The sequence below is a fragment of the Mycobacterium sp. SMC-16 genome (assembly GCF_046250085.1).
Classification (GTDB): domain Bacteria; phylum Actinomycetota; class Actinomycetes; order Mycobacteriales; family Mycobacteriaceae; genus Mycobacterium; species Mycobacterium phocaicum.
The window spans coordinates 1,460,020-1,472,254 of sequence record NZ_CP176427.1 but is presented as its reverse complement, the minus strand read 5'-3'; the positions used below and the strand labels follow the sequence as shown (position 1 = coordinate 1,472,254).

The window sequence follows — 12,235 nt, the reverse complement described above, 5'->3', positions numbered from 1 at the left end:
CGATGACCACTTTCAGTGATATCGCCGCCAACATCTCCGGGGTCTACCACGTCCGCCACGCCGTCCTGACCTTTGCCGGCACCTGGGCCGCCCCGGGCACCGGCTACCCCTCCGACGTCGTCCACGCCGCCGACCCCGACCTCGTCTTCGAAGTCCCCATCCAGGCCCCATGGACGTTCGGCCCCATCCCGCCCGGCGCGCCGCTCTCCCCCAGCTACGCCGAATCGGTGCGGATCGCGGTCACCAACGCCATCGGCTGGATCAACAACTACCCGAAGCAGACCTTCGCCCTCGGCGGCTACAGCCAGGGCGCCGAGGCCGCCTCCCGGGTCCTCGCCGAGGTCATGACCGGCAGCCTGCAATGGGCCAAGCCCAACCTGATCGGCGGCTACACCTTCGGCAACCCGTGGCGGATGCGCGGCCACACCTTCCCCGGCGGCACCGACCCGGGCGGCCGCGGCATCGCCACGACCAACCTGACGGCCGCGCAAATCCCCAAGGACAGCAACGGCATTGACACCTGGTGGGACTTCGCCAATCCCGGCGATCTCTACACCACCACGCCCACCAACCAGGCCGGCGCCGACATCAGCGCCGTCTACAAGGCCGCCGTCCAACTCGGGATCAGCATCAACGCGGCCCTCGCGCTGATCGCCGGCCTCACCGGCCAGGGCAGCCTGGCGCAGCAGGTGCTGGCGTTCGTCACCGACCCGATCGTGGGCGGCCCCGCCCTCGTCGAGGCCATCGACCGGGCCGTCGCCTTCTACGCGACCAACCCACCGACCCTGCCGCACATCACCTACGAGTACGTCGACGCACTCCCCCACCAGAGCTCGGTGCAGGTCGCCACCAACCACCTCAACCAGATCGCCGCAGCGACCGCGGCACGGATGGCGGCATAACGCGCGCCCAACCCCCGATCAGGCAGTGGCGGCGGCTCCACGAGACCTGCGCCGCGTCGCACCCCACAACCCGACACCGATCCCGACGACAGCGCCGCCGAGACCGATGTACTTCTGCGACGGCCTCATCTCATGATGAACACCCATGCCGCCCAACAGATCCGCCGCATCGGCACCGCCCGAGGCCAGGAACCAACCGCGGGTGTCCCGACCACGCAGCGCCGCCGCGGCGAGCAGCCCGCCGATCAGCGCATCGCGGTAGCCCATCGAGTGCAGCAGCAACCACGTGGATCCCGTCGGCTTCTCGGGGTCACCCCAGAGCCGATTCGCCCGAGCCGGGGCGACTAGGAACGACACCCCCGACGCCAGACGAATACCACCGACGACGAGCCCAACACGGTCGATCGACATGGTTCGCAGCGTAGGGCGTCACGCCGCCGCGTGCGGGCACGTTGCTCCGGCCGTGTCCGTCCGTACCCGCGCTCAGCACGATCTACCAGCTCCAGCGTTTCACCGCGTAGGTGCGCCGCGCCGGCGACGCGGCCCGAACCACACTGCGGCGGTGTGCGCGGTGGTCGCGGCTACTTGTCGGACCGTTGCGCCAGACTCCCGGCATGAGCCGCCGTAACCGCCAGAAGCGCACCGCCAAGCACCACGACCGCCGCCGCACATCGCCCCGGCGAGAACGCGGAGGCACCGATCCCGGGTACGACCGGGCCGCCATCCTCGACCACCTCACCGCTGCGCTGCACAACTACGCGCACTGCCCCGTCCACGACGCGGACTTCCACGCCGCCGAGCTACTGAACGAATTCCCCAGTCGAGCAAATGATCTCGACATTGCCGCCGAAGCGGCGCTGACCGACGCGATCGCCGTCGCGTGGCGGGTGGGTTGGTCACCCAACGATCTGCACGAGTTCGCCCGCCGCCGCCTCGACACGTCAGCGGCCGGGTATGTGGCCGAGGCCGTCGTGCGCGAGTCCCGGCAGTATCCCGTCTCCACCCTGCACCCGCGGTGGCGCGCCGAACTCGCCGCGTTGCCCGCGACAGTCGTGCCCGGCGCTTGGCAGCTACGGGACTGGGCGAACCGCAATGCCGTCGACCACCACGCGGCGTTGACCGTCGTACTCAACGTGCTTGGGTTCTTGGGAACTCTCCCGAAACTCCAGCCATTGCAGCCGTTGCCCGGCGAGAACCAGCATTCGGCGGTCGAGCCGAATACGGCCGACGCCAAAGCGCTCAGCCGGGTGCGCGCGCTGCTGGCCAAGGCTGAGGCCACCAACTTTCCTGAAGAAGCCGAAACCCTGTCAGCCAAGGCGCAAGAACTGATGAGCAGATACTCACTGCACCACGCGATCCGAGACCACGAACGCGGCCGCGCAGCCGAGGCCACCGCTCGTCGAATCTGGATCGACAATCCCTACGTCATCGCCAAGTCAGCATTGGTGCAGGCCGTGGCGACCGCCAACCGGTGTCGCATCGTGTGCGCGGAGAAGGTCGGATTCGTCGCCGTCATCGGTGCCGACTGCGATCTGGAATTCGTTGAGCTGCTTTCTACTTCGCTCTTGGTCCAGGCCAACCGCGCGATGCTGGCGGTGGGCCGCACGACCACCGGCACGCAAGCCCGGACCCGCTCGTTTCGCCAGTCATTTCTCCTCGCGTACGCCGCACGCATCGGTGAACGCCTCACCGCCACCTCCACGACGGCGGCCACCGAACTAGACTTCGACAGGCTCCTTCCCGTCTTGGCAGCACGCAGCCAGGCAACCGATGACCTCACCGACAAGCTCTTCCCATCGACGATCCCCCGCGTGATGGCGGCGTCCGACGGTGCCGGATGGTCAGCCGGGCGAATCGCCGCCGACCTTGCCCAGCTGGATGTGCGCCGCCCAATCGCGGGGTGAGCGGTGCTCGGCCCGACGGGTCGCGCTACCAAGGACTCTTCGCGTAATCCTTCAAGAAGCACCCGTAGAGGTCCTCGCCCAATTCCCCGCGCACAATCGGGTCATACACGCGCGCGGCACCATCCACCAGATCCAGCGGCGCGTGGAAGCCTTCCTCGGCCAGCCGCAGCTTGGTCGGATGCGGGCGTTCGTCGGTGATCCAGCCGGTATCGACGGCGGTCATGAGAATGCCGTCCTGCTCCAGCATCTCCCCCGCGCTCGTGCGGGTCAGCATGTTCAGCGCGGCCTTGGCCATGTTGGTGTGCGGATGCCCGGGCCCCTTGTAGCCGCGGCTGAACTGGCCTTCCATCGCCGACACGTTCACCACGTACTTGCGCCGCGCGGACGAGGCGGCCATCGCCGGACGCAACCGGCTCACCAGAATGAACGGCGCCGTCTGGTTGCACAGCTGCACCTCGAGGAGCTCCATCGCGTCAACCTCGTGCACCCGCTGGGTCCAGCTGTTGATCGACGCGGTATCCGGCAGCAGCCCACCCGCGTCGATCGCGAGGCCGGCGGCAATCCGCTCCGGCGACGCGCTACGAGCTTGCAGCGCAAGCGAAGTCAGGGCGTGCGCCGTCGGGTGCTCACCGAGACTGCCGGCCAGGGCATGCGGGTGCGCGTCGCTGACATGGTCGAAGGTGATGACGTCCACCAACTCCGGCGGCGGGGTGCGCTCGGCCTCCACCAGCGCGGCATACGAGCCCGGTGGGCGGCGCACCGTCTGCGCCGCATTGTTGATCAGAATGTCCAGCGGCCCCTGTGCCGCCACCTCGTCAGCCAACGCGACCACCTGGGCCGGATCCCGCAGGTCGATCCCGACAACGCGCAGCCGGTGCAACCAGTCGGCGCTGTCCTCCATCGCGGCGAAACGGCGCACCGCGTCGTTGGGGAACCGGGTGGTGATCGTGGTGTGCGCGCCGTCGCGCAACAGCCGCAGCGCGATGTACATGCCGATCTTGGCGCGCCCACCCGTGAGCAGCGCGGTGCGACCGGTCAGGTCGGTGCGGGCGTCGCGCTTGGCCCGGTTGAACGCAGCGCAGTCGGGACACAGCTGGTGGTAGAAGGCGTCGACCACCGTGAAGTGGTTCTTGCAGATGTAGCAGTGCTGTGAGCGCAGCAGCGTGCCCGCCGTGGCCCCGACCGCGGTGGACACCAGGGGCAGCCCCTGCGTCTCGTCGTCGATGCGTCCCGGCGCACCGGTGGCGGTCGCGGCGATGACGGCGCGATCAGCGGCCGCGATCTTGTCGCGTGCGGCGGCCCGGCGCTCCTTCTTCAGCTCCTTGAACATCTTCGCGGTGGCCTGGCGGACAGCAATGGCGTCGGGGTGCTCGGGGGGCAGCGCGCTCACCTCAGCCAGCACCTTCAGGCAGGTGCTGAGCTGGTCAGGGTCGATCGCGGTCACCGTCGAAGGGTACGGGGACGGGGCCGCGGCAGGCCAATTAGCGAACCGGCTCGCTCGATTCTTGGATCGATGTCGGTGCCTGCTCGTACGGTGGCCTTTATGAGCGAAGACACGACTCCCGAGCTTGGCGTGTTGGCTGTCGAGGCCCTCGACCTGCTCACCGCCGCCGTCCGTGACGTTCCCGCCGAGCGCTGGAACGATCCGTCGATCCTGCAGGACTGGACGGTGCGCGAGTTGGTGGCCCACGCGACCGGCAGTGCCACCCGAATCATCGTGCTCGCCGAAGACGGCGAGCTCTGGGACGGACCGTCCGAACCGTCGGACTGGATGTACGGCAACCCCGCCGATCAGTTGAGCGCGTTGGCAATTCGGCTTCGTGACGCGCTACCCACCGCAGATCTCGATGCCCCGCGCAAGTCCCCGCAAGGCGAGGTTCCGCTGCGCCGGGCGCTGATGTTCCCGATTGCCGATCTGGCGCTGCACACCTGGGATCTGCGCCAGTCGCTCGGCGAGTCGATCGAGCTGCCCGACGACCTACTCACCCTGTCCGAGGGGCTGGTCCAGTCGGTGCCGGCACAGATGCTCCGGCGCCCGGGTGCCTTCGGTCCGGAGCAGCCCGCGCCGGCGGGTGCGTCACGCACCACCAAGCTGATGGCATTCCTCGGCAGGACCGTCAGCCCCAGTGCGTAAGGCCGCCCCGTCGATGACAGGGGCGTTCGGCTTCGAGCGAACTACTTGCCGCCGATCTCTACCCGAGATCGAATCGTCCGGCACGCAACCGGTCTAGAGCGCGCGAGTCCCGCAATTCCGCCCGATCCTCTGGATGCCGCCAGTAGTGCCGCACCATCCAGTAGAGCGGTACGCCGGTCGGCACGTACATGTTCAGCGCTCCGATCACCGCTTCCCCGCCATCCCGGAAGCACAGCACCACTGATCGACCGGTTCTGTTGCCGTTCTTCGTGTCCGAATGGTCCCTGACATCGACAATGTCATCCCATTCCACTTCGCGGGTTTTGAGTACATCGGCGATCTCGATCGCCGATGGCGTGAATCTCAAATAGCCGACTCCCTCACGCCGCACTCCGAGGATCAGCGCACCGATCGCGATCACCGCAGCTGTTACGAACAGCACGGGTGAGAAGACCTGCATCCCTCGCGACATGGGAATGTCGATCGCACCTTGTGGGACGAACACTGCGAAAAGGATGGCCGACGGGGCCAGTACCGCCATCCCGGTGAAGTACAGCATGCTGAACCGCTTGTCGGGCAACACCGTGAAGCCTGTCGCGTCTCCCGACGTTCGCAGCTGCGTCTTGCCTGTCGCCGCCAGTGCTAGCGCCGCCATCATCAATACGGGAAACGTGACGATTCCGAGCACCAGCACCGTCGTCAAGAGATTGCCGCGCAACCCGGCGAGGATTCCACGGACAAGAAAGTAGACCAACCCCGCAAGTACAACGATGCCCGCGACGACCAGGCGCGCACCAGCCTTCGACCAATTCGCAGGCTCGGGCAAGTTCAGTATGGACACACGACCTCCCCGACGAACTTACCCATTTCTGCGCCGCCGAATGCCCCGATGCCGCCACCGATCACGGCGAAGAGCGGAACGCCCACCGGCGCAAAGGGACCCGTTGCGAGGCCCAGCGCCGCGCCAGCTTCCGCCATCCCCAGCCGCCACCGCCACCAGCGACGCCGGACACAAGAGCAACGCACCGCTCCTTCGGCGTATCCGCCATCATCATGTCGAACACCGTGGTTGCCGCCGCGAGTGCCGGGCCACCGTATTTCATTGTCTTGCCAACATTTTCGAGAGATTCCGCTGTCACCATCGGCAATGACCCGCCTCGCGCGATGTGCTTCTCCAAGCCCGACATCCCCGCACCTGTCGCCATCGACATTCTGTCAATCAAATCGACAGGTACCTGACTGTGTCGTCCGTCCGCCGTGGTGAATCCAGCATTCCTACATCCCGTGGAATCCATGGACATAAGTAGGTTTGAATTGTCCGCATAGGTTATCGACGTGTAGTCGACATCGTTGGTCAGATCGTGCCAAGAGCTCGTCCTTGCCACAAACTTGCCGTTCTTGTCGAATTCCTCGATCTGGTAAAAGCTCTGCTTGGTCGGCCACTCGAACGGGTCCATACGCGTCTTGACCGACTTGCTCCCGTCTTGTTTGATCACCGTCGTCACCGCCTCGCCGTTCTCGTTCGTCGACTCGATCACCTCGCGAACCTTCTGCTGTTCATCGGCGGCTCTGATCGCCTCCTGGCTCACCATGCCGACAGGCGTCGTCGGGTCCGGTACCTGGTCTGGCGGCCGCTGCGCTGTCGGGAGCATCAGTCCACCGATATCAGTCGCTGGCCCGGCCTCCACGAACCCGAATTTGTTGCCAGCTGCCACCACCGCGTTCGCTGTTGAGTCGTCAGCGTCGCCGACGGCGATGAGCATGCGTTGATGACCCCTTGCTCCTCTTGCGCCCGTGCCTTCAGCTTGGCCAGCTCATCTTCGGACGTCATCACAGGGTCGATCAGCACGACCCACTGATCAGTCACATTCAGCGGCCCGGCATCAACTTCATCGGCCTTCGCCAGCAACGTCCTGCGCGCGCTACCGATTGACTCCGCGCCACCGCTCAACGCCGACGCCACGGCAGCCGCATAATCGGAGAACTTCGAAGCATCACGGTCGGCACGGGTAAACATCGCAGCAGCCGCATCGTGCGCCCGGCCCGACCATGACTTCATCTCTGGCATCTCTTGGCAAGCTTGGTTGATTTTCTTCACTGCGCCCGAGACATTTCCTGCAGCCGAATTGATTGCGGCTGCAGACGTGATCAACGAGTCTGGATTCCAGGCCATGAGCGTGGTACGAGACGGCAGCATCCGCTAGAACAATCCGTCGAAATTGCCCGCGAGCGCGTCGTCGGCCACTTCGTATTTATCGCCCGCACCACGAACCGCTTGCCCCATCTTGGCAACACTGTCGGCGAGCTTGGCAGCCACCTGGGACAAGTGCTCACCCACGGTTCGGGCGGCCCACTGAGTAGTTGAACCCGCAAGTCCGTCGGCCGCAGAAGTTGTCTTTCCAGCGACGTCTGCGGACGAAATCGTGGTACTCGCACCGTCTGCCTGCGCAGCCAAGGCTCGCAGAATCTCAGGATCGACCAGCAACATCATCTACCTCCCCCGTACATGCGTCGAAGTTCATTATCGCGTATCGCGTTAATGGCAGTCCGCACCAATATTCATTCGGATCGCGCTACGGCTTGGCATCGCCGACGTTGCATTGATACGCAGTCGGCCTTAGACGTGTCGTCTCCTGAGTCGACACGCCGAGATGGACCACGCCGACTGCCGCGCTCGAGGTACGAAGCCCGGACAACTGCCTGACGCAGACAAGCAGTTTGAGCTGGCTGGCGCGGTCCACTACGACCGCTGTTCGCCGGCACTAGGGCCTCCCCGGCGCATAGGTGCGTAAGGCCGCCCCGTCGATGACAGGGGCGGCCTCAGCGGGGACAGAAAGTCTCAGCGGTGGTTGTGCTGGTGGTGGTGATGCACCGGGCTGCCCGGCTGCGGGGCGTTCTGCTGGTGCGGGAACGCGTGGTGCGTACCGACGGGGCTGCTGGCTGTCGTAACGTCGGCGTGCGCGGTGGCGGCACCGAGGAAGATGACGGCCGGCGCGGCGGCGAGGGCGAATCCGGCGGCGATGCGGCGGGTGATGTTCATGTCGACTCCTTTGGCGGATAAGGCTTTTCAAGTTCTTTCCGGTGTGTTCCGGTGTTGAACTAAGAATGCCGTCGACCGCCGTCGACCTGTATCCGCCGACCGGCCCCTGCGCCGGGTGAAAGTCCTGTCCCCCGATCGGGGGATACGGCAGGAACGACGAGGCCCCCATACCCGACACGATCGGCTGACGTCGGGTACGTGGCGCGTGGGCCCTGCGCCGAACGTGACGACGCCTACTGCGCCGACACGCCGCGACAGACCACGCCAAGCGCCACGCTCGACGTAGCACGCCAGAGCAACCACCTGCCCCAGACGAGCCCGGTGCCGCCCGTTACGTGCGCCGGTACGCCCGGCACCAGCACCGGGCTCCCGTCACGAGGTGACTGCGCAGTTCAGCTCGGCAGCCGGCTCAGCCACTCCTCGTCGTTGACGACCTGTCCATCGATGACGACAAGCGGCACGCCCGGCTCCGGGAACTCGTGCAGGAGCTTGAGGTTGTTGGCGGCGATGATTTTGGAGTCGTAGCCGACGGGCAAGCCGAGCCGGATCAGGTCCTGCGCCGACTGCGGGGCGCCCGCGCGGCCCGCCAGCTCGGCCAACTGGTCGTTGCTCAGGTCCGTCTCGCCGCCTTCACGCGGCTGGTTCTCCGTCGCGAAAATCTGCTGGATGAAGCGCCACGCGACATCACTCGACTTCGACTCGCCGGCCGCGACGAAGGCCGCGTAGATCGCACGCTGGTCGTATGTGCCACTGGCCGAATACTTTTCGAGGAAGTTCACGAACCGCACGTTCACCCGCAGCGCGCCGTTGTCGATGCGCCGCCCCAGCTCCTCGCCGTCGGACCGGATCAGCTTGCCGCTGAACGGGCAGATGGGGTCGAGGTAGAGGTCGATCTGTCCGAGCGCGTGCGGGTCACCGATGGAGATGACGTCCCCGGCGGGTGCGGCCGCGGCAGCGTGCGCCTGGCCGGCGATCGGTCCGCCCATGAGTAGTCCGATCAGCAGCCCGACAACGACACCGAGGACACCTCGCCAGTTCACGTTCACGCCTCCATCATGGCGCAACGTCGCAACCCGCCGCCGCTAAATCCCGAGGCGCCCCGACAACCGGTTCAGCCGGTCCGCGCTCGCGTCGTCGAGACCGATGAACCGCACCGTCTTCCCGCGCGACGCGTACTTCGTCCGGATCGCATCCAGCGTCGCGACCGACGAGGCGTCCCACACCGCGGTGCCCGACAAGTCCACGACGACGTCGGCGGGATCACCCGCGTAGTCGAACTGATGAATCAGGTCATTGCTCGATACGAAAAACAGGTCGCCGCTCACCCGGTACGTCCCCGGTTCCACCGCGGACACCGTGGTGAAATGCGCGACCCGGCGGGCGAACGCCACCATCGCGGCAAGCACCCCGAGCGCGACGCCGATCGCCAGGTTTCCGGTGGCGACCGTCGCGCACACCGTGATGACCATCACCAGAGTTTCACTGCGCGGCAACACTTTCAGCGTCCGCGGCGCCACGCTGTGCCAGTCGAAGGTGGCGACGGACACCACGATCATCACCGCGACAAGCGCCGCCATCGGGATCCGCCCGACCAGGTCCCCGAGCGCCAGCACGAGGATCAGGACGAACACCCCGGTCAGCAGCGTCGAGAGCCGGGTCCGGGCGCCGGCGATCTTGACGTTCATCATCGTCTGCCCCACCACCGCGCAACCACCCATGCCGCCGAACAGCGCGGTCACCACGTTGGCCACGCCCTGTCCGCACGCCTCGCGGGTCTTGCTCGACGGAGTGTCGGTGATGTCGTCGACGAGCTTGGCCGTCATCAGCGATTCCAGCAGCCCGACCAGCGCTGCGCCCAACGCATACGGCGCGATGATCTGCAGCGTGTGCACGGTGAACGGAATGTCCGGAATGCCGGGCAGCGGCAGCGAATCCGGCAGGGCCCCTTGATCTCCCACGTTGGGCACGTGCCAGCCGAAGGCCACGACGGCCACGGTCAGCACCAGCACCACGACCAGCGGTGGCGGCACCGCGGTGGTCAGCTTGGGCAGCAGCACCATGATCGCGATGCCCGCCGCGGTCAGCGGATACACCAGCCATGGCACGTCGATCAGATGCCGGAGCTGGGCGACGAACACCAGGATCGCGAGTGCGTTGACGAAGCCGACCATGACGCTGCGCGGGATGAACCGCATCAGCTTGGCGACTCCGAGGAACGCCAGCAGCATCTGGATCACCCCGGCCAACGCGATGGTGGCCACCAGATACCCGACACCGTGCTCGTGGGCCACCGGCGCCACGACCAGTGCCACCGCCGCCGTCGCGGCCGACACCATGGCCGGGCGTCCCCCGGCGAACGCGATGGTGATGGCCATGGTCACCGACGAGAACAGCCCGACGCGGGGATCGACGCCCGCGATGACGGAGAAGGCGATGGCCTCCGGGATCAGCGCCAGCCCGACGACCAGCCCGGCCAGCACCTCGGTGCGCAGCACGGCGGGTGACAGCAGGGACGGCCGCTCGGGACGGGATGCGGGCGCGCGGAACCCAGGCAGGGTGATGCTCATCGAATCTCCTTGGCGGGAAGCCAGTTTGGTCAGGCGGCCGGGCGATGACCGAGGAAGTCCAGGATGTCGCGGCGGCGCCGCTGGTAGGACTCCTCGAATTGCGCCTCGGGGGCGCGGGGTTGCTCGATGGTGATGACGTCGGCGACGGTGGCGGGCCGGTGGCTGAGCAGGACGACCCGGTCGGCCAGCAGCAGCGCCTCGTCGACATCATGGGTGACGAACAGCAGCGTCATCTTATGTTGCTCCCACACCGACATCAGCAACTGCTGCATCTCCAGCCGTGTCTGCGCATCCAGGGCGCCGAACGGCTCGTCCATCAACATCACCCGCGGCTTGCAGGCCAGCGTGCGGGCAAGCTGCACCCGCTGCCGCATGCCGCCCGAGAGCTGGCTCGGCAGGTGGTCCAGGTAGGCCCCGAGCCCGACCTGCTCGAGCCGCGCCGTCGCCGTCTCCTTGAGCTCCTTGCCGCGCACGCCACGGAGCTTGAGCGGGAACTCGACGTTCTTGCGCGCGCTGCGCCACGGGAACAGCGCGTCTTCCTGAAACACCATGGCGCACTGGGCCGCATTGCCGGTGACCGGTGCACCGTCCACCGTGGCGGTGCCACCCATGGGCTTGAGCAGCCCGGCCAGCGCCCGCAGGATGGTCGACTTGCCGCAGCCGGACGGCCCGAGGAAGACGACCACTTCGCCGCCCTCGATGGCCAGGCTGATGTTGGCCGCGACCACACCGTTGAAGCCCAGTTGCAGCTGCTGCAGATCGACAGCGCCGGCGCTCATCGGGCGGCCCTCGGCAGCCAGCGGTTGACCCGCCGTCCGACCCGCTCCACCAGCCACGCGGTCCCAAGTCCCAGCGCTCCGATGGAGATCATGCCGACCACCACACCGGCGTAGTCGAGCAACCCGTAGGCCTGCCAGGTGTAATACCCGATGCCGTACTGGCCCGAAATCATCTCCGCGCTGACCACGCAGATCCAGGCCACGCCCATCGCGACCGAGAGTCCGGCGAAAATCCCCGGCAGCGCACCCGGGATGATCACGTGGAGCAACAACGACATTCGCCCGGCACCCATGGTCTGCGCGGCTTCCTCCCACACCTTCGGCATCGAGTCCATGGCGTGAATGGTGCTGACCACCACCGGGAAGAACGCGGCGAAGAACGTGATGAACACGATGCCCTGCTCGCTGGACGGGAACAGCAGGATGGTGAGCGGCACCAACGCAATCGCCGGGATGGGCCTGATCAGTTCGATGAACGGCCGCAACGTCATTCGCGCGATCTCCGACCGACCGATCAGCACGCCCAGCCCGATGCCGACCACCGCGGCCAGGCTGAAGCCCAGCAGGATGCGTTGCAGGCTCGCCAGTAGGTCGTCGTAGAAGCCGCTCGAGCTGGCCCGCGTCAGCAGCGTGTGGAACACGGCCTCCGGGGCCGGCATCCGGTTGAAACGCAGCCAGGCGACGACGTTGTGGGCGGTCAGCAGATGCCACAGCGTCAGGAAGACGGCGATCGGGATCAGCGGCAGCAGTAGCGCCGGGACCCGCCGCGCGGCGGACGTCGACAGCAGAGCAGTCATCTTGTGCCGCATCGGTTTTCCGGTCCGGTTCGCCGGCGACCACAGGCGAGGGACGGCCAACGTGGGTCTGGTCATGAGCTCGGTCATGCGTTTCCTTTCTCTCCTGATGGTG

The 12,235-nt window shown here is 66.6% G+C and carries 14 protein-coding genes; 3 read left to right on the top strand and 11 right to left on the bottom strand.

Translation table 11 applies throughout. The features are described from left to right. Positions 1–2 precede the first annotated feature (2 nt). Complete coding sequence (locus tag ACJEIK_RS07225) at positions 3–902, top strand: hypothetical protein (protein ID WP_293019495.1); 900 nt, start codon at positions 3–5, stop codon at positions 900–902. A gap of 18 nt (positions 903–920) precedes the next feature. On the opposite strand, the gene ACJEIK_RS07220 is transcribed toward ACJEIK_RS07225, so the two are convergent. Further along, the gene (locus ACJEIK_RS07220; protein ID WP_409431252.1) at positions 921–1,313 is read right to left on the bottom strand and encodes a DUF4267 domain-containing protein; all 393 of its coding nucleotides are present in this window, start codon (positions 1,311–1,313) and stop codon (positions 921–923) included. A 203-nt stretch (positions 1,314–1,516) separates the two neighbouring features. Here ACJEIK_RS07220 and ACJEIK_RS07215 point away from each other — a divergent pair, with 203 nt between their 5' ends. After that, complete coding sequence (locus tag ACJEIK_RS07215; protein ID WP_293019498.1) at positions 1,517–2,806, top strand: DUF2786 domain-containing protein; 1,290 nt, start codon at positions 1,517–1,519, stop codon at positions 2,804–2,806. 25 nt (positions 2,807–2,831) lie between these two features. Here the strand turns inward: ACJEIK_RS07215 and ACJEIK_RS07210 are convergent, their stop codons facing one another. After that, positions 2,832–4,250, bottom strand: coding sequence for an SDR family oxidoreductase (locus ACJEIK_RS07210; RefSeq protein WP_293019500.1), 1,419 nt, complete (start codon positions 4,248–4,250; stop codon positions 2,832–2,834). 99 nt (positions 4,251–4,349) lie between these two features. On the opposite strand from ACJEIK_RS07210, the gene ACJEIK_RS07205 reads away from it, so the two are divergent. Beyond that, positions 4,350–4,940: a TIGR03086 family metal-binding protein gene (locus tag ACJEIK_RS07205; protein ID WP_409431251.1), complete on the top strand. Its 591-nt coding sequence runs from the start codon at positions 4,350–4,352 to the stop codon at positions 4,938–4,940. 58 nt (positions 4,941–4,998) lie between these two features. Here ACJEIK_RS07205 and ACJEIK_RS07200 read toward each other — a convergent pair whose 3' ends face one another. From ACJEIK_RS07200 to ACJEIK_RS07160, 9 genes are all read right to left on the bottom strand, one after another. Then, on the bottom strand, positions 4,999–5,781 hold the full coding sequence (locus ACJEIK_RS07200; RefSeq protein WP_409431250.1) for a hypothetical protein: 783 nt from the start codon (positions 5,779–5,781) through the stop codon (positions 4,999–5,001). Between the two features lie 61 nt (positions 5,782–5,842). After that, positions 5,843–6,703, bottom strand: coding sequence for a hypothetical protein (locus ACJEIK_RS07195; protein ID WP_409431249.1), 861 nt, complete (start codon positions 6,701–6,703; stop codon positions 5,843–5,845). Then, complete coding sequence (locus ACJEIK_RS07190; RefSeq protein WP_409431248.1) at positions 6,592–7,137, bottom strand: WXG100 family type VII secretion target; 546 nt, start codon at positions 7,135–7,137, stop codon at positions 6,592–6,594. The genes ACJEIK_RS07195 and ACJEIK_RS07190 overlap by 112 nt, the downstream gene beginning before the upstream one ends. Before the next feature lie 3 nt (positions 7,138–7,140). Beyond that, positions 7,141–7,425, bottom strand: coding sequence for a type VII secretion target (locus tag ACJEIK_RS07185; protein ID WP_409431665.1), 285 nt, complete (start codon positions 7,423–7,425; stop codon positions 7,141–7,143). A 354-nt stretch (positions 7,426–7,779) separates the two neighbouring features. Beyond that, positions 7,780–7,980, bottom strand: a complete 201-nt coding sequence (locus tag ACJEIK_RS07180) for a hypothetical protein (RefSeq protein WP_061007255.1) — start codon at positions 7,978–7,980, stop codon at positions 7,780–7,782. Positions 7,981–8,372: 392 nt separating this feature from the next. Next, a complete protein-coding gene (locus ACJEIK_RS07175) occupies positions 8,373–8,966 on the bottom strand; it encodes a DsbA family protein (protein WP_406802744.1) in 594 nt (197 codons plus the stop codon). 96 nt (positions 8,967–9,062) lie between these two features. After that, positions 9,063–10,547, bottom strand: coding sequence for a SulP family inorganic anion transporter (locus ACJEIK_RS07170; RefSeq protein ID WP_406802714.1), 1,485 nt, complete (start codon positions 10,545–10,547; stop codon positions 9,063–9,065). A 29-nt stretch (positions 10,548–10,576) separates the two neighbouring features. Then, positions 10,577–11,326, bottom strand: coding sequence for an ABC transporter ATP-binding protein (locus tag ACJEIK_RS07165; RefSeq protein WP_406802715.1), 750 nt, complete (start codon positions 11,324–11,326; stop codon positions 10,577–10,579). Further along, a complete protein-coding gene (locus ACJEIK_RS07160) occupies positions 11,323–12,210 on the bottom strand; it encodes an ABC transporter permease (protein ID WP_406802716.1) in 888 nt (295 codons plus the stop codon). Before ACJEIK_RS07160 ends, ACJEIK_RS07165 begins: the two co-directional genes overlap by 4 nt. Between the last annotated feature and the right edge of the window lie 25 nt (positions 12,211–12,235).